We start from the raw sequence: 22139 nt of genomic DNA on the forward strand, positions 1-22139 counted from the left end.
CACTGCTTTGAGTTGAGGCAGCCTCGTATATAGGCATGCCGAATGAGCCGCTTCCCCCGCGTGGGAGGCGGCTTTTCGTACTTTCGGCCGGGGTGGTTCCGGGCGAGGGATCGATGATCGGCCGGTGCAGTTAGGGGTTTTGTGTGGGGCTGGGGTTGTGGTTAGGGGCGGGGTTTGGCGGCCTAGCGGGGCTGGGGACGAAGCGTGGGGTGTTGCTCCACGGCGGTACCCAGGCGACGCGGCCATCGATGCGCACCATGCGGCCGCGCTCGGTGGGGCGGGAGGGGTCGTCTTGGTTGACGGCGTTGTGGTGCGCGCACAAGGTGACCAGATTTTCTTGGTTGGTGGGCCCGCCGGCGGACCAGGCGGTGAGGTGGTGGACTTGGGCGTCGTCGGCAGGCGTATTGCAGCCCGGCCACGCGCACACGGGGTGCTCGGCCGCGGCGAGCATGCGCTGTTTCCAGGTGGCCATGCGCTCGGTGCGGTACAGGTTCACCGGGCCGTGCTCCGGGTGGACCAGGCTGACGTAGCCGCGCTGGGCTAAGGTGCGGGCGACGAGCTGCGCGCCGGTCATGCGGGCACCGTTGGTGAGCTGGAGGGTGATATCGGCGGCGTCGGCAGGCGCGGCGACGATGCGGTCGAGCTGGTCCAGGGTGAGGATGACGTTGGTATGCACGGCCGGCAGCGCGCCGGGGTTGCCCTCGAGGAGGACCTTCTTGGCGGCGGCGAGGGGATCATCTTTGTTGACGGAAGCGAGCACGCCCTTGATATCGGCGATATCGGTGGGATCGGCCGTAATGGAGATGGTGTGCGGTCCGTCGGGGCGGCGGGTATAACGCACGCCGGGCTCGGGGCGACGGGGCGGATTGAGCTGCTTGAGGAGCTTCTTGGCCACAGAAGGGATGAGGCGGGCCTCGGTGCGACACAGTTCTAGGCGCAAGTCCCAGGCGCGGTTGGTATCGCGCACGCGGCGGGTATAGGACTCGATGCTATCGAGTGTGGCGAGGTCGTGAGCGCGGGTTCGGGCGGCGTCGCGAGCGAGGCGCTGCTTGCGGGTATTGGACGTGCGGCCGAAGTAGACGTGCTGCAGGCGGGCGAGCTGGGCAGCCAGAAGGGGGCTGGCTCCGGCCTCGAGGAGCGAGTCTTCGGAGCAGCCCTGAAATTCGGCGATGAGATCGACGCCGCGGCGGCATAGCGAGAGAAATTCGGTGTTCACATGGCCGAAGCTAAAGGGGGCTCGAGGGCCGAACAAGCGGTGCGCGGCCGGGGAGGTGGAAATTGTGGATAGGTGGGGGAAAAGGGGGCGTCGGCAAGAGCTATCCACAAGCCGGCCGACGGCCGAGATGCGCGGGGCCGGCGGCGATGGTAAGGGCGGTCTTCTATGCTGGAGGTCATGTCGGAAGCGAAGGAAAGAGTCTCAACGCGGCAGAAGCTGCGGGTGATTGACCGCTCGGTGCTCTCGCGGGTCAACCGCATCCGCTCGCGGTTTGTCTACATCATCCAGGCGACCATTGGCGCGGCGCTCGCGTACTGGGTGGCCGGCGATGTGGTGGGGCACCCGCAGCCGTTCTTTGCGCCGATTTCTGCGGTCATCATTCTGGGGATGTCCGGTGGGGACAGGATGAAAAAGGCGCTGGAGATGTCGATTGGCGGCATCATTGGCGTGGCCGTGGGCGACCTGCTCTTCCAGATAGTGGGCCAAGGGCCGTTCCAGATTTTCTTCATTGTGGGCGCGGGCCTGGTGGTGGGCTCGTTTCTGACCAAGTCGCCGCTGGTGACCAACCAGATTGTCTTTGGCGCGATTTTGATCGCCACGATTTTCCCACCCACGGAGGGCCCGGGCGGCCTGCACCGCGCGATTGACGCGATGATTGGCTCGGGCATTGGCCTGATAACCATTGCGTTGATTCCCAATTCCCCGTTGGTGGAAGCGCGGCGCGAGGTGTCGAAGGTGCTTAAGGTTGCCTCGAGCATTCTTGCCGACGTCACTTATGGCATCCGCCACCAAGACCCCGGCGTCATCCGCGACGCGCGCGAGGCGGTGCGCGGTACCCAAAATAGCGTCAATACCCTGCTAAGCGCGGCGCAATCGGGCAGGGAGGCCTCGGAGGTTTCGCCGCTGTTGTGGGCCTCGCGGCGCAGCATTCGCTCGCTGGAGCGCATCCTGTTGCCGGTGGATAACGCGGTCCGCGGCGTGCGCGTGCTCTCCCGCCAGGCGCTGGGCCTGACGGAGGACCGCGACAAGGTTTCGGACAAGCAGGTGGAGTTGCTCGATGAGCTTTCTGAAATCATGCTCGCGATTAGTGAGCTCTACGGCCAGGGCAAGAAGCATGGGCACGATGAGGCGATTGAAATTCCGGACCTTGTGCAGCGTCTGCGCATCGTGGGCGGGCGCGCCGGGCTGGACATCATTGATAGGGAAGGCACGCTGTCGGCCTATATGATTCTGGGCCAGACGCGCTCGATCGTGGTGGACATGCTGATGGTGTGCGGGCTCTCGCGCGAGTCGGCCGTGGCGCACCTCGTGCCGACCTCGCAGCACCCGGCCTACCCGCCGGAGGTGTGGGGGCGCGAGGACTAGCGTCCTCGCGCGGAGGCAAGGACCTCGCGCGGGGTTAAGGGCGGACGATCTGGAGATCGCGCAGGTGGCGGTAGAACGTCACGCGGGTTACCGGGCGCTTGTGGGGGACGGAATCGACGATGACTCGCAGCTGCGGGCCGCCGGCCTGGACGGCGCGGCCGGTGCTGACGGATTCGGGGTCGAGCTGGCCTGGCTTGCGCAGCAGCGAGCGCAGGCGGCCCTGCGACTCGACGGGGGAGGTGGCGCGGGCGGCGAGGATGCCGGGGGCGTCGGTCATCGGGACGAGGCGCGCGCCGAAGGTTTTGGGGGAAGTGGCGGCTAGGGTGTGGTCGTCGATGATGACTTCGCCGGTGAAAGAGCCATTGGAGGCGTCGGAGATGGTGGCGGAGCCGGCGACGGCGAGGCCGGAATCGTTGCGGATAAGCGGCGCAGGGCGGACCGGGGCCGTGCGGGCGAAGTCGAGGGCCTCGGCCGGGGAGGTGGGAATCCCCCAGTTCTGGGCGGCCGCGGACGGGGTGGACGGAGTGGAGGCGGCCGGCGCGGTGGTTGAGGGGGTGGAGGCTGCGGCTGAGGAGACGGGGATGAAGGCGACCTCGGCCCAGAGGCGGTCGGAGCGCATGAGGCGGGTCAGCACGGCCGAGAGGGCGGCGTCGGAGCCGACGACGACGATGCGGGCGGGCTCAGCTAAGTGCGGGGCCTGTGGGGCAGGTTCGGGGGCGCCGAGGTGACGGACGTCGGGTTGCGCGGCAATGTCATCGAGCGAGGGAGTGGGGTCTGTGGGGAGGAGAGGGTTGAGGAAGGCGTCGATAAGCGCGAGCTCTTTGCGGGTAGGGATGGGGGAGAGATCATGGGCGTCGGCAGGCATGGCCACGCCCGGGGCGCCGCAACGGAGGAACAAAAAACGCATGCGGACAATGCTACGCGGGCTTTTTGCGCCGGGAAAGTGTAAAGTTGGAGAGTATTTTGGCTCCAATTATGAGGAAGTGACTAAACAATGGCAGCGATCGTCATTGTCGGCGCCCAGTGGGGCGACGAAGGCAAGGGCAAAGCGACCGACATCCTCGGCGGCAAGGTTGACTACGTGGTCAAGCCGAACGGCGGTAATAACGCCGGCCATACCGTCGTGGTAGGCGGCGAAAAATACGAGCTGAAGCTCCTGCCGGCCGGCATTTTGTCCGAGAACGCCACCCCGGTGCTGGGCAATGGCGTAGTGATCAACCTTGAGGCGCTCTTTGATGAGATTGACGGCCTTGAGGCCCGCGGTGCGAATGCCTCGCGCCTGAAGATTTCCGCCAATGCGCACCTAGTGGCGCCGTACCACCAGACCCTGGACCGCGTGCAGGAGCGCTTCCTGGGCAAGCGCGCTATCGGCACCACCGGCCGCGGCATTGGTCCGACCTATGCCGATAAGGTTGCGCGCATTGGCATCCGCGTGCAGGACATCTTTGATGAGTCCATCCTGCGCCAGAAGGTGGAATCCGCCCTGGATATTAAGAACCAGATGCTGGTGAAGATGTACAACCGCAAGGCCATCGAGGCGGACCAGATTGTGGAGTACTTCCTGAGCTACCGCGATCGCCTGCGCCCGATGGTTATCGACGCCGAGCTGGAGCTCAACCAGGCCCTCGAAGCTGGCAAGCACGTGCTCATGGAGGGTGGCCAAGCCACCATGCTCGACGTGGACCACGGCACCTACCCGTTCGTGACCTCGTCTAACCCGACCGCCGGTGGTGCTTCCGTGGGCTCCGGCATTGGTCCAACGCGCATCAAGACCTCGCTGGGCATTATCAAGGCTTACACCACCCGCGTGGGTGCCGGCCCGTTCCCCACGGAGCTCTTTGATAAGTGGGGCGAGTACCTGCAGACCACCGGTGGTGAGATTGGTGTGAACACCGGCCGCAAGCGCCGTTGTGGTTGGTATGACTCCGTTGTTGCGCGCTATGCCACCCGCGTCAATGGCTTTACCGATTACTTCTTGACCAAGCTGGACGTTCTCACCGGCATCGGCGAGATTCCGATCTGCGTGGCTTACGACGTCGACGGCAAGCGCTACGACGAGCTGCCGCTTACCCAGTCCGAATTCCACCACGCCGAACCCATCTTCGAGACCATGCCGGCCTGGGATGAGGACATCACGGAGTGCTCCACCTTTGAGGAGCTGCCGCAGAAGGCACAGGATTACGTCCTGCGCTTGGAAGAGCTGTCTGGCTGCCGTATCTCCTATATCGGCGTTGGTCCGGGCCGCGACCAGACCATCGTGCGTCACGATGTCATGGAAGACCAGTAAGGATGTAGTCCTTATTAGCGTGGTGTGAGAGCCCCACTCTCTAGCACAGCTGAACTGGCTCTCTGCACGATGTTTTTCTAGCCGCCCTAGCAGACAACAAAGGTTCCTATCCCTACCTAGCTCTTGGTCCCCTCTAAGGGATTTAGCCCTAATTGAGCGAAAGCGCCCGTGTACCGCCCCTGAGACGGAGTACGGGCGCTGCGGCATTTCAGTGCCCTTTTAGCTGCTTGCAGAAGCGTCGCATGCCAGCATAGGTTCTTTCCCGTTGAACGCAATCAAAAACTAATATAAAGTTAAGCTTGTTTTAAATGCAGAGAGTTTTTCAGCTTTCGGGGACCCTATTCCCGCGTATTTCAACACAGGGAGTTACTGTAATGATTGTTAAGCTTTTGAGCGGCCTGCTTGCCACCATTATGGGATTCTTCGGCCTGGGCACCCCGGCACAGGAGGCTGCGCCGGCACCTGAGTCAGAGCAGGTTGCTGTTGCTGAGCAGGGCGCCAACGATGACGTGCAGGCTCTTATCGACGCCGCCCATGCCAAGGCCGGCTACGAGTTCATCAGCGTCCGCTACGAGGGCGACACCGCCAATATTGCCCTGAACCCGGAGACCTACAACCCGGACAAGGATGGCGATACCTTTGAGGCAGTTTCCCAGCTCCTGCAGGAAAAGGGCTACCAGGTCACTGTCGTTCTTTAAGGCTTAGTTCATTCCAGGATCCGCACTGCGGCCTCGGTAAAGCATCCGTTTGCCGACGCACGTGCGGATTTTTCTTTGCCCAATTCTCCCTCGACCTTGTGCGAGACCCCTAAGCGTGACTGTGATGACCCTAGGCAGAGTTTTCGCTCACATATGCCTTCTTGAAGGTGAATGGCAATAGGTTAAGGATTACTACGCCTCCTATGCGCCGAACGTGTGTGCACCCCTATTGAGTGCTCTCCAGTCACACCTGTAACACCAACTTTCTATGGATGGTCCCGGAGTAACCCGAAGAAATTGCACGCAAATCAAACCCTTGAATTTGCACGAAATTAGACAAAACGTAGCGCATAGAAGTGTTCACACGGCTTTTGTCAAAACTAATCGTAGTATTGATTAAGCCATTGGCGTGGCGCCCCGACCTTAGGGAAGGCCTAGGGTACATCGAACATATGTATTTAAAACTAGGTTGACCGTGGAAATAAGCACATTTACCTGTGGGTATGAAATTAGAAATCCTGCATAACGTGCAGTTTTCTAAAACTTTCTGGCTGGAGCTTTAAATTTTTCCGTGATATTATGCTGAGAGCACAATAAGAGTTAATTCAGATTTGGGTTCAGAACCCTGATTAACTGGAGTGCGTTCAAGTCTCAATTTCAGGTTCTGCTCAGCGAAAACATTCGCTGTACAGGAAAACGAATGTAAGTATTTGTACCGCTCGAAGAGGAAAGAATGAGTAGATTGAAAAACATATCCCGAGAGGGGTGGATGGTCTTTACCGCAGTGCTTGCTGCAATTGCGGTAATTGCGGCCATGGTCGCCGTTCCGGGTGGCAAGGCGGAGGCTGCTGAGCCTACCGACTTCGTGCCGAATGAGACACTTAGTCCCCATCATGTGAAAGACGGGCGTGATACAACGTGGGGTCCACTCGTATGGGCTGGTGTACCGGAGGGACAACCTAAATCTAAGCAAACCGGCAATGATGTTGGTTGGGCGTGGTGTATTGATTTCACAACCCGGGACCCAGCTGATGTAAATCGGAGCTACCACAAGTCGACGGCCGGTGCTCTCCGCTTTGACGATCCGAAGTATCAAGACGCTGCGATTGGTGTGGCGATGAAGCTTCGTGATGCTACTAAGGCAGGGGATAAGAAACTTACCGCGAACTACAGTGTTTACTTGGCTGCTTTGGTCTCGGATGCTGCTGGTCGCTCAGAGGCTATTAAGGTCATTCGGGGGGACGGCGTTGTTGACCCCGACCGCTTTGCGGCTTTTACGGGCAGTGAGGACGAGTTCACTTCTGTCACGGGCCTCCGGATTATAAGCGACTCTGGTAAAAATGATGACCTAGATACATGGTTTGAAGTTGACCCGTCGGTGACTATTGAGAGTCAGCCGGCTGACGCCTTTATTACTATTGTCGGCCCGGACGGTGTATGGAATATTCATAAAGGTCGTGGTCAGCGAGTAGTCCCAGTTGATCAGCCTGGTTTGCCTGACAATGGTGGTGGCTCTGAAGAGCCCACAACTTCTGAGGAGAAGCCATCTAACGTGACTACTCCTGAGAACCCGGGTGGTGAGACCTCTCCTAGCGGAACGACCGAGAATCCTGAGCCGTCTGGTTCTGAGGGGACCACTCCGAAGGACACCACCTCCGAGACGACTCCGGATAAGACGACTGATGTAGTACCTAATCCAGAACCGACTCCTACTACTAGCGAGCAGGAAAAGGATCTTGAGCCCAAGATTGAAACGGAAGCTTCCATCAAGGACGGAAACCGTGTGGAAAAGGGCGCCACGGTTATTGACACTGTGACGTATAAAGACCTTGTTCCGGGAAAGAAGTACACCCTGAAGGCAAAGCTGATCTCCAAGGAAGATGGCGAAACCGTACTGGGTGAAGGCTCCGAGGAACTGGTTCCGGAAGAGTCCGCCGGTGAAAAGGACGTTGAGATTACCGTCAACGACAAGGCAGATCCGGCTGTCGACGCTGCGGTTGCCTTCGAGAAGCTGGTATCTACCGAGGTAGATAAGGACGGCAACGAGACCACTGGCTCCACCGATGAAAACGTGATTGCTACTCACGAAAACATCAACGATGAGAAGCAGACCGTTAACACCAAGTGGACCCCGTCCATTGAGACCAACGCTGACCTTGACAACGCTAAGCAGGTAAAGGCTGGCGTCACCGTCAAGGACACCGTTACCTACACCGACTTGGTTCCTGGTAAGGAATACACCCTGAAGGCTGAGCTGCGTAACAAGGCTGAGAATGATAAGGGTGAGCACGAGGTCGTCGGCAAGGGCGATGTAACCTTCACCCCGGAGAAGTCTGCCGGTGAGCAGGTCGTTGACATCAAGGTCAACGACGATGTGGAGGGCGTCATCAAGGCGGCCGTCGCATTCGAGGACCTCTACTCCAAGCAGGTCGACGAGAACGGTAAGGAAACTCCGAACTCTGATGAAGAGAAGAAGATTACCGATCACCGCGACATCGACGATGAGAAGCAGACCGTAACCTCCGAGATGGAGCCATCCATCGGCACCAAGGCTGAGAAGGCTGAGGGCGATGAGATTAAGGCTGGCACCGTCATCACCGATAAGGTTAAGTACAACGACCTGGTTGCTGGCAAGGAATACACTCTGAATGCAGAGCTGCGTTCCAAGGTCAAGGATGACAACGGTGAGTACCCGGTAATCGGCCACGGTGAGAAGACCTTCGTGCCTTCTGCTTCTGAGGGCGAGGTAGAGGTTAAGATCACCGTTGATGAGGGTGTTACCGAGGCTGTTGATGAGGCAGTTGCTTTCGAGTACCTGACCTCTACTGCTGTTAACAAGGACGGCGAGGATTCCACCACTGGTGAGAAGAATGACATCGCCGACCACACCAACATCGAGGACAAGGCCCAGACCGTAAAGTCTGACAAGCCTTCCGAGACCACCACTCCGGAGACCACCACCTCTACGCCTACCGGGGAAACTGACGTTCCGGATACGCCTGGTGGCGGTGGCGAGGTCGAAACCTCTACGCCTTCTTCCTCTGAGGATTCCTCTACCTCGACGACTAGCGAGACCAGCGAGTCTGAGGAGCCGGGTAATTCTGAGAGCGAGCAGCCTTCCGAGTCTGAAGAGCCGTCTGAGTCTGAGTCCGGCGAGCCTTCTGAGTCTGAGTCTGTAGAGACCACGTCTTCTGAGGCTTCCGAGACCTCTGAGTCTGACAAGCCTTCGGACGGCGAGTCGACGACCCCGGATAAGCCGACCGAGCCTTCTGAATCGACCGAGCCTAACGAGCCGGGTACCCCTGGTGACGACGAGAACGACACTCCGAAGGTTTCCACTAACGCTGACTTCGAGGGTGGCCTGCGTGAGGTTGTTGCTGGTGCCAAGGTTGTGGACCAGGTTTCTTACGAGGGTCTGGTTCCGGGTAAGGAATACATTCTGGATGCGCAGCTGATTTCCAAGGAGGACGGTAAGACCGTTCTTGGTGAGACTAAGGGTCACAAGTTCACCCCGGAGAGCGCTAATGGCACTGAGGCTGTCACCATCACCGTCAATGATGATGTGACCGAGCCGGTTGAGGCTGCGGTTGCCTTCGAGACGCTGACTTCCACTCAGGTGGATAAGCACGGTGAGGACAACCCGACCGATGAGGACAACCCGAATCCGGTTGGTGAGCACAAGGACATCGATGACGAAGATCAGACTGTGACCTCTGAGGGTTCTGAGAAGACTCCGAAGGTTTCCACTAACGCTGACTTCGAGGGTGGCCTGCGTGAGGTTGTTGCTGGTGCCAAGGTTGTGGACCAGGTTTCTTACGAGGGTCTGGTTCCGGGTAAGGAATACATTCTGGATGCGCAGCTGATTTCCAAGGAGGACGGTAAGACCGTTCTTGGTGAGACTAAGGGTCACAAGTTCACCCCGGAGAGCGCTAATGGCACTGAGGCTGTCACCATCACCGTCAATGATGATGTGACCGAGCCGGTTGAGGCTGCGGTTGCCTTCGAGACGCTGACTTCCACTCAGGTGGATAAGCACGGTGAGGACAACCCGACCGATGAGGACAACCCGAATCCGGTTGGTGAGCACAAGGACATCGATGACGAAGATCAGACTGTGACCTCTGAGGGTTCTGAGAAGACTCCGAAGGTTTCCACTAACGCTGACTTCGAGGGTGGCCTGCGTGAGGTTGTTGCTGGTGCCAAGGTTGTGGACCAGGTTTCTTACGAGGGTCTGGTTCCGGGTAAGGAATACATTCTGGATGCGCAGCTGATTTCCAAGGAGGACGGTAAGACCGTTCTTGGTGAGACTAAGGGTCACAAGTTCACCCCGGAGAGCGCTAATGGCACTGAGGCTGTCACCATCACCGTCAATGATGATGTGACCGAGCCGGTTGAGGCTGCGGTTGCCTTCGAGACGCTGACTTCCACTCAGGTGGATAAGCACGGTGAGGACAACCCGACCGATGAGGACAACCCGAATCCGGTTGGTGAGCACAAGGACATCGATGACGAAGATCAGACTGTGACCTCTGAGGGTTCTGAGAAGACTCCGAAGGTTTCCACTAACGCTGACTTCGAGGGTGGCCTGCGTGAGGTTGTTGCTGGTGCCAAGGTTGTGGACCAGGTTTCTTACGAGGGTCTGGTTCCGGGTAAGGAATACATTCTGGATGCGCAGCTGATTTCCAAGGAGGACGGTAAGACCGTTCTTGGTGAGACTAAGGGTCACAAGTTCACCCCGGAGAGCGCTAATGGCACTGAGGCTGTCACCATCACCGTCAATGATGATGTGACCGAGCCGGTTGAGGCTGCGGTTGCCTTCGAGACGCTGACTTCCACTCAGGTGGATAAGCACGGTGAGGACAACCCGACCGATGAGGACAACCCGAATCCGGTTGGTGAGCACAAGGACATCGATGACGAAGATCAGACTGTGACCTCTGAGGGTTCTGAGAAGACTCCGAAGGTTTCCACTAACGCTGACTTCGAGGGTGGCCTGCGTGAGGTTGTTGCTGGTGCCAAGGTTGTGGACCAGGTTTCTTACGAGGGTCTGGTTCCGGGTAAGGAATACATTCTGGATGCGCAGCTGATTTCCAAGGAGGACGGTAAGACCGTTCTTGGTGAGACTAAGGGTCACAAGTTCACCCCGGAGAGCGCTAATGGCACTGAGGCTGTCACCATCACCGTCAATGATGATGTGACCGAGCCGGTTGAGGCTGCGGTTGCCTTCGAGACGCTGACTTCCACTCAGGTGGATAAGCACGGTGAGGACAACCCGACCGATGAGGACAACCCGAATCCGGTTGGTGAGCACAAGGACATCGATGACGAAGATCAGACTGTGACCTCTGAGGGTTCTGAGAAGACTCCGAAGGTTTCCACTAACGCTGACTTCGAGGGTGGCCTGCGTGAGGTTGTTGCTGGTGCCAAGGTTGTGGACCAGGTTTCTTACGAGGGTCTGGTTCCGGGTAAGGAATACATTCTGGATGCGCAGCTGATTTCCAAGGAGGACGGTAAGACCGTTCTTGGTGAGACTAAGGGTCACAAGTTCACCCCGGAGAGCGCTAATGGCACTGAGGCTGTCACCATCACCGTCAATGATGATGTGACCGAGCCGGTTGAGGCTGCGGTTGCCTTCGAGACGCTGACTTCCACTCAGGTGGATAAGCACGGTGAGGACAACCCGACCGATGAGGACAACCCGAATCCGGTTGGTGAGCACAAGGACATCGATGACGAAGATCAGACTGTGACCTCTGAGGGTTCTGAGAAGACTCCGAAGGTTTCCACTAACGCTGACTTCGAGGGTGGCCTGCGTGAGGTTGTTGCTGGTGCCAAGGTTGTGGACCAGGTTTCTTACGAGGGTCTGGTTCCGGGTAAGGAATACATTCTGGATGCGCAGCTGATTTCCAAGGAGGACGGTAAGACCGTTCTTGGTGAGACTAAGGGTCACAAGTTCACCCCGGAGAGCGCTAATGGCACTGAGGCTGTCACCATCACCGTCAATGATGATGTGACCGAGCCGGTTGAGGCTGCGGTTGCCTTCGAGACGCTGACTTCCACTCAGGTGGATAAGCACGGTGAGGACAACCCGACCGATGAGGACAACCCGAATCCGGTTGGTGAGCACAAGGACATCGATGACGAAGATCAGACTGTGACCTCTGAGGGTTCTGAGAAGACTCCGAAGGTTTCCACTAACGCTGACTTCGAGGGTGGCCTGCGTGAGGTTGTTGCTGGTGCCAAGGTTGTGGACCAGGTTTCTTACGAGGGTCTGGTTCCGGGTAAGGAATACATTCTGGATGCGCAGCTGATTTCCAAGGAGGACGGTAAGACCGTTCTTGGTGAGACTAAGGGTCACAAGTTCACCCCGGAGAGCGCTAATGGCACTGAGGCTGTCACCATCACCGTCAATGATGATGTGACCGAGCCGGTTGAGGCTGCGGTTGCCTTCGAGACGCTGACTTCCACTCAGGTGGATAAGCACGGTGAGGACAACCCGACCGATGAGGACAACCCGAATCCGGTTGGTGAGCACAAGGACATCGATGACGAAGATCAGACTGTGACCTCTGAGGGTTCTGAGAAGACTCCGAAGGTTTCCACTAACGCTGACTTCGAGGGTGGCCTGCGTGAGGTTGTTGCTGGTGCCAAGGTTGTGGACCAGGTTTCTTACGAGGGTCTGGTTCCGGGTAAGGAATACATTCTGGATGCGCAGCTGATTTCCAAGGAGGACGGTAAGACCGTTCTTGGTGAGACTAAGGGTCACAAGTTCACCCCGGAGAGCGCTAATGGCACTGAGGCTGTCACCATCACCGTCAATGATGATGTGACCGAGCCGGTTGAGGCTGCGGTTGCCTTCGAGACGCTGACTTCCACTCAGGTGGATAAGCACGGTGAGGACAACCCGACCGATGAGGACAACCCGAATCCGGTTGGTGAGCACAAGGACATCGATGACGAAGATCAGACTGTGACCTCTGAGGGTTCTGAGAAGACTCCGAAGGTTTCCACTAACGCTGACTTCGAGGGTGGCCTGCGTGAGGTTGTTGCTGGTGCCAAGGTTGTGGACCAGGTTTCTTACGAGGGTCTGGTTCCGGGTAAGGAATACATTCTGGATGCGCAGCTGATTTCCAAGGAGGACGGTAAGACCGTTCTTGGTGAGACTAAGGGTCACAAGTTCACCCCGGAGAGCGCTAATGGCACTGAGGCTGTCACCATCACCGTCAATGATGATGTGACCGAGCCGGTTGAGGCTGCGGTTGCCTTCGAGACGCTGACTTCCACTCAGGTGGATAAGCACGGTGAGGACAACCCGACCGATGAGGACAACCCGAATCCGGTTGGTGAGCACAAGGACATCGATGACGAAGATCAGACTGTGACCTCTGAGGGTTCTGAGAAGACTCCGAAGGTTTCCACTAACGCTGACTTCGAGGGTGGCCTGCGTGAGGTTGTTGCTGGTGCCAAGGTTGTGGACCAGGTTTCTTACGAGGGTCTGGTTCCGGGTAAGGAATACATTCTGGATGCGCAGCTGATTTCCAAGGAGGACGGTAAGACCGTTCTTGGTGAGACTAAGGGTCACAAGTTCACCCCGGAGAGCGCTAATGGCACTGAGGCTGTCACCATCACCGTCAATGATGATGTGACCGAGCCGGTTGAGGCTGCGGTTGCCTTCGAGGAGCTCACCTCCACTGAGGTCAACGAGAAGGGTGAGGACACCCCGGATACCACTCCGGAGAATCCGAACCACATCGCTGAGCACAAGGACATCAATGATGAGGACCAGACCGTAACCTCCCACGAGGTTGAGGGTCAGGAGCCGGGCGACGGCGGATCCTCCCACGGTTCCTCCAAGGACAATAAGTGGTGGCTCATCCTGATTCCGGGCATCGGCTTGGGCAAGATCATCAAGGATCACTTCGACCACAAGGATCATGGCAACCACAACGGTGGCCACGGTGACAACACCGGTAACCACGATGGTGGCAATGGTCACGAGGTCCAGGGTCAGGATGCTCCTAAGGGCGGCAACTCTGACAATGGTCACGAGGACAAGGGTCAGGATGCTCCTCAGGGCGGCAACTCTGACAATGGACACGGCCGTGGCGTCGAGGTCCAAGGTCAGGAACCTGAAGAGACTGGTAACGCACTGCCATCCAACGCTGACCGCGTTGAGATTAAGTCCGTACCGTCCGGCGCAACCGAGCTTGAGCCGGGTATGCAGGATTACATCAAGTAGTCCATAAGCATCGGTGCGGCGGCCCGCGGGTCGCCCCACCGGGGTTGAGACTTAAACACCAAAAATCCCCTCCAGGGTGTGACTGCACACGCTGGAGGGGATTTGCATATAACCTGCACAAGGTAGACAAATCGAGGAAGTAGAGGAAGCTAGCTATGGGAAAGCACGCGCAACCACAGCAGCCAGAAGACAATGGAATGTCGCAGCATCCGGCGAGTAGGGAAGAAGGGGGCGTCGGCAAGCAGGGCATGGGCCGTGGCAAGCTGATCGCTATTATCGCGGCCATCATTGCGGTGGCGTTGGTCTTGCTGCAGGTAGTGCTGTACCTGGCGCGCGATGATGAGGATGAGGCCGGCTCGGCGCCGGAGACGGTAGCCAGCGAGAGCGCACCGGAGGAATCCGGGCCGAAATCCGATGCCTTCGTGGATGATTCGGGCCAGCAGGAGCACGAGTATGAGGCCGCGCCTGGTGAGTTCAAGGGCTTTGAGGGCATGTCCGTGGGTATCGATGGCGAATATGCGGCCGTAGACCCCGTACAGGTCACGGACCAGGGCGTGCTGCTTCCGCCACACGACGTCACCCGCGTGGGCTGGTACTCCGCCTCCGCTGTGCCGGGTGAGCCGGGCAACGTGGGCTCGAGTGTGATTACCGGCCACATTAACTACCAGGGCCAGGGAACCGGTTATGCGGAGAAGTTCACCAAGCTGAAGAAGGACCAGGAATTTACCGTGGTCATCGACGGCCAGGAGCGCACCTTCCGCGTAACTGAGGCGCCGTACCGCCTGCCTAAGGGCTCCGGATTCCCGGACGTGGTTAATGATAAGGAAGGCGAGAACCGCCTGGTTCTCATTACCTGCGGCGGCCAGTTTGTTGGCGGCGCGCTGGGTTATGAGGACAACATCATTACCGTGGCGGAGCCGGTAGGCGAGCCAGAGCAGCCCGCCGAGCAGCCGGCAGGGGAGGCTCCGGCCGAAGCCCCAGCCGAGGCACCGGCTGAGGCACCTGCAGCCTAGGCTGAACCTTTTAAGGCGCCCTGTGGAATTGCCCACAGGGCGCCTTTGCTTATCCGGCTCACCTGGCATGTAGGTGGTGGGGTTGGGACCTAAATATGAAATAATTTAGGGCAGTAAACGCCGCTGCCTGCGGCTTAGAAGGAGCATTTTCATGGATAATCCAGGAGAGATCGCCGGTCATATTGGCACGCCGCTGACTAGCAATGCCACCAAGGTATTGCTGCTGGGCTCGGGCGAGCTGGGCAAGCAGCTGGCCATGTCCTTCCAGAATCTGGGCCTTGAGGTCCACGCGGTGGACTCGTATGCGGGCGCACCGGCGCACCAGGTGGCGCAGTTTAGCTACGTCGCCGATATCAAGGACACCGGCCGCATCCTGCAGCTGGCCCAAGAGATTCAGCCGCATTTTGTGGTTCCGGAGGTAGAAACCGTAGCGGTAGAAGCACTGGAGGAGATGGAAGCGCAAAGTGACGCCATCGTGGTGCCTTCCGCTCGTGCCTGCGCCATGACGCAGGACCGCCAGTGCGTGCGCGAGGTGGCGGAGAATATCGGCTTGCCGGTTTCGGCATACCGCTTTGCCAGCTCTCTGGAGGAGCTGGAGGAAGCGGTGGGGGAGCTGGGCTTTCCGTGCATTATTAAGCCGGATGTGTCCACTTCCGGCAAGGGCCACATGATTGCCCGCGAGGAGGACGATGTGCGGGTGGCCTGGGAGACCGTGCGGCGGGTGTCCTCGGACTCGCAGCGCGTGGTGGCCGAGCGCTTCGTGGACTTTGACCTCGAGGTTACCCTGCTGGCCATCCGGTCCATCGATCCGGCCACGGGCAAGCTGGCCACGTGGTTTAGCGAGCCTATCGGTCACCGCCATGAGCGCGGCGACCTCGTGGAGGAGTGGCAGCCTACGGGCATGAGCGAGATCGCGCTGGAAAACGCACGCTCGGTGGCCGCGCGCATCTCTAATGAGTTGGGCGGGCGCGGCGTGTACTGCGTGGAGCTCTTCGTCGCTGGCGATGACGTGTACTTTTCCTCCGTCTCCCCGCGGCCCTCGGATACGGCGATGCTGACCTGCTATACCCAGCGTTTTTCCGCCTTTGACCTGCATGCGCGCGCGATTTTGGGCTACCCCATCGACGCCACCCTGGTCACCCCGGGTGCCAGCGTGGTCATCCATGCGGATGAGGAGCTAAATGAGGTTGCCTATACCGGCATCGCCGCGGCCCTCAACTACGCGGAAACGGATGTAAAACTCTTTGGCAAGCCCGGGGCCTACAAGGGCCGTCGCATGGGCTTGGTGTCTGCCACCGCGGAAAGCGCGGAAGAGGCGCGCGACCGCGCAGCACTAGCGGCGCACAAGATCGAGGTGACCTCCACGCCGGGCCTTTTGGCCCAGGGCGGTGCGCGCGGCATCGAGCCGGAGGCGGACAATGTCCCCGATATCGAGGTCGTGGAGTACGAGGGCGGCGTGGAGCTCGACCCGAAGCTCGCCTCCGGCGTGGACGACGCCGACTAGGAAGCGGGGCGCAGCATCGGCTGGTGGGGGACTCCCTCGTCGTCGAATAGCTCGCCTACCGGAGTAAAACCAAAGCCGGCGTAATAATCCACGAGGCCGGCCTGCGCCTCCAGGTAGAGCGGCTGGCCTGGGTGCATGCGCTCGCCTAGGTCGACGGCCGCCTGGAAGAGTTCCCGGCCGAGGCCCGTGCCGCGCGCGGCGGGCGCGAGTGCGAAGCGGCCGATTTGGGCGCCGGCGGCGTCGGCAAGCGCGGCGTCAGTGGGCGCGGCCGGAAAGACGCGGGCCGTGCCAAGCAGCTCGTGGGTGTCTGCGTCCCAGGCCAGCAGGTGCACGGTCTGGGGATCGGCGTCGGTGGCGTCAATCTCGGCGTATGTGCAGCGCTGCTCGTGCACAAAGACGTCCACCCGCAGCTTGTAGAGCTGGTGGACGTCCAAGGCCGCCAGCTGCCCCAGGGGCGCGGCGGAAATGATATGCGGCACGGATTAGGCCTGCGGGCCGGCGTGCTTGACCATCTCGTCCCACTCGACGATCTTGATGCGCTCGCGGCCGTGCGGCTCGCCAGCGGCGCGCTCGGCGGCATCCAGGCGGTGCCAGCCCTCCCAGGTGGTCACGGCGATATCGCGGGAAGCCAGGAAGTCCAGGATATCCTGCGGATCGCGCTTGGTGGCCGGCTCTAAGTCGCCTGCCTTGTAATCGGCGATGAGCATGGTGGTGGTGTCCTTGGCATCGGACTTGGTATTGCCAATCAGGCCTACTGGGCCGCGCTTAATCCAGCCGGTGGTGTAGAGGCCAGGGAGCTTCTCGCCGTCGACATTGGCCAGCACGTGGCCGCCGTCGTTAGGCATGGTGGCCTGGGTCTCGTCGAAAGGTACGCCGTCGACGGACTGCGGGTGGTAGCCCACCGCGCGGTAGACGGCCTGCACCGGCCACTCGGTGAACTTGCCGGTACCGGTTACGGAGCCATCGCCATTGAGCTCGGTGCGCTCGGTCTTGATGGCGGTGACGTGGCCGTCCTCGCCCAATACCTCTACCGGGGACTCGAAGAAATGGATGTAGAGCTTGTGCGGGGCATCGCCCGGCTCGCGCATGGCGTAAGACTCGAGGGTCTGGCATACCAGGTCGGTGGACTTGGCGGTGCGGCGGGCCTCTTCGGAGGCGGCGTCATACTCGATGTCCTCGGGGTTGACGATGACCTCGATGGTCGGGGACTCGTCCAGCTCCTTGAGCTCCTTCGGCGTGTACTTAGCCTGCGCCGGGCCGCGGCGGCCGAAGACGTGGACCTCCTTGGCGCGGTTCTTCTTCAGCGCCTCATAAACGTTATCGGGGATCTCCGTCACGAGCAGCTCGTCCGCGGTCTTAGCCAGGATGCGGGAGACGTCGAGGGAGACATTGCCCACACCAACCACGGCGACGGACTCTGCGGAGAGATCCCAATCGCGTTCGAAGTTGGGGTTGCCGTCATAAAAGCCCACGAATTCGCCGGCGCCATGGTTGCCCTTGAGATCCTCGCCCGGGATGCCCATGCGCTTATCGGCGGTGGCGCCGGTGGCGAAGATGATGGCGTCATAATACTCGCGCATCTCCTCGACGGTGATGTCCTTGCCCACCTCGATATTGCCTAGGAAGCGGATCTCTTCCTTTTCCATAACGTTGTGCAGGGACTGCACGATGCCCTTAATACGCGGGTGATCCGGTGCCACGCCGTAGCGGATCAAACCGAACGGCGTCGGCATCTTTTCAAAAAGATCGATCTGCACATCGAGGTCGGATTTCACTAGAAGGTCAGAGGCGTAAATGCCTGCCGGGCCGGAGCCGACCACGGCGACGCGCACTGGGGTAGTCATGTGCTTAGGGAGTCCTTTCTTTCGTTGTGCTGCATATTCTACGCGGTCACTATGCGATAAAAACCACAGCGTTACTAACCCCAGTTTAGGGAGGTCACGATGGGGCATAGGAGGGGGTAAATCGCGTACAGTGGAATAGTCACCGCGTGTTAATAACTGTGATGGCTGACATGAAGTTATGACACGCGTTAATTGTGTTCAAGTGACCGTGACTGAAAGGTAAATTGCATGTCTGCATCCCATTCCGCAGTTATTAGCGCTATCGGCCGTGGCTTCGATGGCCTCGACGTGCCCGCCTTGGCTAAAGACCTAGGCGCGGAGCTCATCCGCCTCGAAGACTTCGATGCCACCGTCGCCGCCGTACTTGCTGAGGCTCCCGCCGCTGAGAACATCGTGGCGCAGGGCACCGGCGATATCGCCTTCGATGCTGAGGTAGCTGCCGCCCTTGGCCTGCCGCTGGCCATCATTTCCGGCGCCCCGCAGCGCACCGGCGAGCTTGCCCAGCACAATGCGGAATCCCTGGGGGCTACCGTCGCTGGCATCTTCACCGATCTGGAAGCGGTTCCGGGCGCACTTGCTGCGCTTGGCGACGTCTCCCCGGTCATGTCCGCAGACCTCTTCCAGAAGCAGCTCATTGACCAGGCCCGCGCCGCCGGTTCGCACATCGTTCTGCCAGAGGGTGACGATGACCGCATCCTCGAGGCCGCCCACGTGGTGCTGCGCGATAAGGTTGCCAAGCTGACCATCCTGGGCGACGAGGCTGATATCAAGGCCCGTGCCGAAGAGCTCAAGCTCGACCTGGCTGGTGCCGAGATCATCAACCACCTCGAGTCCCCGTTGGCAGAGGAATTCGCCGCCGACTTTGCCGAGCTGCGCAAGAAGAAGGGCGTCACCCTCGAGCAGGCTCGCGAGACGATGAAGGACATCTCCTACTTCGCCACCATGATGGTGCACAAGGGCTTGGCCGATGGCATGGTCTCCGGTGCTGCTCACACCACCGCCCACACCATCAAGCCTTCCTTTCAGATCATTAAGACCAAGCCGAACGCTTCCGTGGTCTCCTCCATCTTCCTGATGGTCATGCGTGGCCGCCTGTGGGCCTTCGGTGACTGCGCCGTCAACCCGAACCCTACTGCCGAGCAGCTGGGCGAGATCGCCATCGTTTCCGCACAGACCGCCTCCCAGTTCGGCATCGACCCACGCGTGGCCATGCTGTCCTACTCCTCCGGCACTTCCGGTTCCGGACCGGACGTTGACCGTGCAGTGGCCGCCGTCGAAGCCGCCAAGAAGCTGGATTCTTCCGTCAAGGTGGATGGTCCGCTGCAGTTCGACGCCGCCTGCGACCCAGGCGTTGCGGCTAAGAAGATGCCGAATTCTGACGTTGCCGGTCAGGCCAACGTCTTCGTCTTCCCAGACTTGGAGGCCGGCAATATCGGCTACAAGACGGCACAGCGCACCGGCGGCGCGCTCGCCGTGGGCCCGATCCTGCAGGGCCTGAACAAGCCGGTAAACGACCTGTCGCGTGGCGCGACCGTTCCGGACATCATCAACACCGTTGCAATCACCGCTATTCAGGCTGGAGAGAAATAAATGTCATACGTTCTGGTCCTTAACTCAGGTTCTTCCTCCGTTAAATTCCAGCTGGTCGATCCCGAGTCCAGCGCCACGGATACGCCGCTGGTCTCTGGCCTGGTCGAGCAGGTTGGCGAGCCCCTCGGCGCCGTCACCGTCAAGACCGGTGGCGAGAAGTACAAGGAAGAGCTGGAAATCCCTACTCACTCCTTCGGCCTTGAGCGCGCTTTTGCCATCATGAGCGAGCACAACGTTGGCCCAACCGACGTGGATGTTATCGCCGTTGGTCACCGTGTTGTTCACGGCGGCCGCCTCTTCTCCGAGCCACAGCTCATCGTGGACCAGATTGAGTCCATGATTGAAGACCTCATCCCGCTGGCTCCGCTGCACAACCCGGCCAACCTGGACGGCATCCGCGTGGCCCGCAAGATGCTGCCGGATATTCCGCACGTTGCCGTCTTCGATACCGCGTTCTTTAACACCCTGCCGCCGGCAGCTGCGCTGTATGCCATCAATAATGAGGTGGCATCCAAGTACGATATCCGTCGCTACGGCTTCCACGGCACCTCTCACGAGTTCGTCTCCCAGCAGGTGCCGGCTCTCTTGGGCCGCGACCCGATGCACACCCACCAGATCACTCTTCACCTGGGCAACGGCGCTTCCGCTGCAGCCATCCGCAATGGCCGCGCCATCGATACCTCGATGGGCCTGACCCCGCTGGCTGGTCTGGCTATGGGTACCCGTTCCGGTGACATTGACCCGGGCATCATCTTCCACCTCGTTCGCCAGGCGGGCATGAGCGTGGATGAGATTGATAACCTGCTCAACAAGCAGTCCGGTGTCAAGGGTATCTCTGGCGTTAACGACTTCCGTACGCTGCGCGAGCGCATCGACAACGAGGACCAAGACGCTTGGCTGGCTTATAACATCTACATCCACCAGCTGCGCCGCTTCATCGGTTCCTACATGATTGCCCTGGGCCGCGTGGACGCCATCACCTTTACCGCCGGTGTGGGCGAGAACGATACCGAGGTCCGTCAGGACTCCCTGTACAACCTGGATATGTATGGCATTCACTTTGATAAGGAGCGCAACCTGGTCCGTTCCGACCAGCCACGCATGATCTCCACTGAGGATTCCCCGGTCAAGGTCTTTGTCGTTCCGACCAACGAGGAGCTGGCTATCGCTCAGAAGTCCGCCGAAATCGCCGCAATGGCGCGTGAGGCTGGGCTCTACAAGTAAAGACTTTCACGGCCAGTTAGAAGCTGGAATGTGAACGAGAGGCGTGCGATCCACAAGGGACCGCATGCCTCTTTTTTATCTCTGAACCTATTACAGCAAGCGTTTCGGTTATTTCGTTTATTCTGTAAGGTGAGGGTATGAAGGACTTACAAAATGGCGGGGCAACTCGGGATACCAGCCCAGCGGAAGAGGCTTTATCAAGGCTCAATTCTGTGTTGGAGACAAAAGATTCACCGGCACCAGTGGATATATTCGTGCATGGAACCGAGCAAATAATCGCAATTCCGCGAGAGATCGCCGAAACCCTGCAGAAAGTTCTCGCCATCGAAGCGGCAGGGAAATCGGTCCGCGTAGTGCCCGAGGAATCCGAGTTCACCACGCAACAGGCAGCAGACTTTCTCAATGTTTCGCGGCCACACGTTGTAAAGCTTATTGATGAAGGGAGCCTTCCCGGCTACAAAGTAGGTTCCCATCGGCGTGTGAGTCTTGCGGATCTGCAGAAATACAAGAATGAAAGAGATGCCCGTCAGCGCCGTGCCGTAGCTGAATTGACAGCCTTATCGGAGGACCTGGAGCTATATTAGTGGGGCGGTTGACGGTAGTTTATGACGCCAATGTGCTCTACCCGAGCATGCTCCGTGATGTCCTGATAAGGGTGGCTGGTAGCGGTGTATTCCGTGCCCGATGGACGGAGAGAATCCTAAATGAAGTCTTTTTCAACTTGCAGCGCAATCGCCCTGATTTAAACCCTAAGAAGTTATCCCGCACCCGTAGATTGATGTGTTTAGCGGTCGAGGACTGTCTTGTGACTGGATACGAGGAATTAATCGATGATCTATGGCTACCAGATCCGAATGACAGGCATGTCCTAGCGGCAGCAATTAGTTGTGGTGCTCAAAGTATCATTACTGAAAATGCAAAAGACTTTCCTTGTTCCATTCTTGATGGTTTTGGCATTAGACGGCAGAGCGCCGATGAGTTCTTGTGCGAGTTGATCGCTTCTTCGCCCGCGACTGTGCAGCAATCGATTGAGGACGCGGCTGCCACGTTTCAAAAGCCACCGCGAAGTGTGGACGAGATCCTAACGGCATTAGCGTTAACGGGAACACCGAGGTCAGTTGAAATGCTTCGTTCTTAAATGTTTAAACGTGCAGTCTGA

Annotated in this window: 14 protein-coding genes; 10 read left to right on the plus strand and 4 right to left on the minus strand. The window is 59.1% G+C overall.

Features of this window, described 5'->3' with window-relative positions:
• Window positions 1-130 precede the first annotated feature (130 nt).
• On the minus strand, window positions 131-1216 hold the full coding sequence (locus I6J28_RS03750; RefSeq protein ID WP_204610878.1) for an HNH endonuclease signature motif containing protein: 1086 nt from the start codon (window positions 1214-1216) through the stop codon (window positions 131-133).
• 165 nt (window positions 1217-1381) lie between these two features.
• Between I6J28_RS03750 and I6J28_RS03755 the strand changes: the two genes are divergently transcribed.
• Window positions 1382-2581: an FUSC family protein gene (locus I6J28_RS03755; protein WP_204610880.1), complete on the plus strand. Its 1200-nt coding sequence runs from the start codon at window positions 1382-1384 to the stop codon at window positions 2579-2581.
• 34 nt (window positions 2582-2615) lie between these two features.
• On the opposite strand, the gene I6J28_RS03760 is transcribed toward I6J28_RS03755, so the two are convergent.
• Window positions 2616-3488, minus strand: a complete 873-nt coding sequence (locus I6J28_RS03760; protein WP_204610882.1) for a hypothetical protein — start codon at window positions 3486-3488, stop codon at window positions 2616-2618.
• Window positions 3489-3575: 87 nt separating this feature from the next.
• Between I6J28_RS03760 and I6J28_RS03765 the strand changes: the two genes are divergently transcribed.
• The 5 genes from I6J28_RS03765 to purT all read left to right on the plus strand — a co-directional run bounded on the left by I6J28_RS03765 (window position 3576) and on the right by purT (window position 16322).
• Window positions 3576-4868, plus strand: a complete 1293-nt coding sequence (locus I6J28_RS03765) for an adenylosuccinate synthase (RefSeq protein ID WP_179387036.1) — start codon at window positions 3576-3578, stop codon at window positions 4866-4868.
• A gap of 374 nt (window positions 4869-5242) precedes the next feature.
• Entirely contained in the window at window positions 5243-5566 is a 324-nt protein-coding gene (locus tag I6J28_RS03770) for a malonyl-CoA-ACP transacylase (protein WP_204610884.1), read from the plus strand.
• A gap of 733 nt (window positions 5567-6299) precedes the next feature.
• Window positions 6300-13805, plus strand: a complete 7506-nt coding sequence (locus tag I6J28_RS03775; protein WP_430516389.1) for a VaFE repeat-containing surface-anchored protein — start codon at window positions 6300-6302, stop codon at window positions 13803-13805.
• Between the two features lie 155 nt (window positions 13806-13960).
• The gene (locus I6J28_RS03780; RefSeq protein ID WP_204610886.1) at window positions 13961-14818 is read left to right on the plus strand and encodes a class F sortase; all 858 of its coding nucleotides are present in this window, start codon (window positions 13961-13963) and stop codon (window positions 14816-14818) included.
• A gap of 151 nt (window positions 14819-14969) precedes the next feature.
• Window positions 14970-16322 (plus strand): formate-dependent phosphoribosylglycinamide formyltransferase, encoded by a 1353-nt coding sequence (gene purT, locus I6J28_RS03785; RefSeq protein WP_204610888.1) that lies wholly within the window; start codon window positions 14970-14972, stop codon window positions 16320-16322.
• On the opposite strand, the gene I6J28_RS03790 is transcribed toward purT, so the two are convergent.
• Window positions 16319-16801, minus strand: coding sequence for a GNAT family N-acetyltransferase (locus tag I6J28_RS03790; protein WP_204610890.1), 483 nt, complete (start codon window positions 16799-16801; stop codon window positions 16319-16321). The genes purT and I6J28_RS03790 overlap by 4 nt on opposite strands.
• 3 nt (window positions 16802-16804) lie before the next feature.
• Window positions 16805-18166: an FAD-dependent oxidoreductase gene (locus tag I6J28_RS03795; protein WP_204610892.1), complete on the minus strand. Its 1362-nt coding sequence runs from the start codon at window positions 18164-18166 to the stop codon at window positions 16805-16807.
• A gap of 228 nt (window positions 18167-18394) precedes the next feature.
• Between I6J28_RS03795 and pta the strand changes: the two genes are divergently transcribed.
• The 4 genes from pta to I6J28_RS03815 all read left to right on the plus strand — a co-directional run bounded on the left by pta (window position 18395) and on the right by I6J28_RS03815 (window position 22118).
• Complete coding sequence (gene pta, locus I6J28_RS03800) at window positions 18395-19756, plus strand: phosphate acetyltransferase (protein ID WP_204610894.1); 1362 nt, start codon at window positions 18395-18397, stop codon at window positions 19754-19756.
• On the plus strand, window positions 19757-20980 hold the full coding sequence (locus tag I6J28_RS03805; protein WP_005329836.1) for an acetate kinase: 1224 nt from the start codon (window positions 19757-19759) through the stop codon (window positions 20978-20980).
• Between the two features lie 137 nt (window positions 20981-21117).
• Entirely contained in the window at window positions 21118-21564 is a 447-nt protein-coding gene (locus I6J28_RS03810) for a helix-turn-helix domain-containing protein (RefSeq protein ID WP_204610896.1), read from the plus strand.
• A complete protein-coding gene (locus tag I6J28_RS03815; protein WP_275431221.1) occupies window positions 21564-22118 on the plus strand; it encodes a PIN domain-containing protein in 555 nt (184 codons plus the stop codon). Before I6J28_RS03810 ends, I6J28_RS03815 begins: the two co-directional genes overlap by 1 nt.
• The last annotated feature ends 21 nt before the right edge of the window (window positions 22119-22139 follow it).

The sequence above is a fragment of the Corynebacterium tuberculostearicum genome (genome assembly GCF_016894265.1).
Classification (GTDB): Bacteria; Actinomycetota; Actinomycetes; order Mycobacteriales; family Mycobacteriaceae; genus Corynebacterium; species Corynebacterium tuberculostearicum_D.

What these genes read in the sequence shown, in the direction of transcription:
- I6J28_RS03755 (WP_204610880.1), top strand. Translation starts at nt 1,382, where the DNA reads ATGCTGGAGGTCATGTCGGAAGCGAAGGAAAGAGTCTCAACGCGGCAG.
- I6J28_RS03760 (WP_204610882.1), bottom strand. Translation starts at nt 3,488, where the DNA reads ATGCGTTTTTTGTTCCTCCGTTGCGGCGCCCCGGGCGTGGCCATGCCT.
- I6J28_RS03765 (WP_179387036.1), top strand. Translation starts at nt 3,576, where the DNA reads ATGGCAGCGATCGTCATTGTCGGCGCCCAGTGGGGCGACGAAGGCAAG.
- I6J28_RS03770 (WP_204610884.1), top strand. Translation starts at nt 5,243, where the DNA reads ATGATTGTTAAGCTTTTGAGCGGCCTGCTTGCCACCATTATGGGATTC.
- I6J28_RS03775 (WP_430516389.1), top strand. Translation starts at nt 6,300, where the DNA reads ATGAGTAGATTGAAAAACATATCCCGAGAGGGGTGGATGGTCTTTACC.
- I6J28_RS03780 (WP_204610886.1), top strand. Translation starts at nt 13,961, where the DNA reads ATGGGAAAGCACGCGCAACCACAGCAGCCAGAAGACAATGGAATGTCG.
- purT (WP_204610888.1), top strand. Translation starts at nt 14,970, where the DNA reads ATGGATAATCCAGGAGAGATCGCCGGTCATATTGGCACGCCGCTGACT.
- I6J28_RS03795 (WP_204610892.1), bottom strand. Translation starts at nt 18,166, where the DNA reads ATGACTACCCCAGTGCGCGTCGCCGTGGTCGGCTCCGGCCCGGCAGGC.
- pta (WP_204610894.1), top strand. Translation starts at nt 18,395, where the DNA reads ATGTCTGCATCCCATTCCGCAGTTATTAGCGCTATCGGCCGTGGCTTC.
- I6J28_RS03805 (WP_005329836.1), top strand. Translation starts at nt 19,757, where the DNA reads ATGTCATACGTTCTGGTCCTTAACTCAGGTTCTTCCTCCGTTAAATTC.
- I6J28_RS03810 (WP_204610896.1), top strand. Translation starts at nt 21,118, where the DNA reads ATGAAGGACTTACAAAATGGCGGGGCAACTCGGGATACCAGCCCAGCG.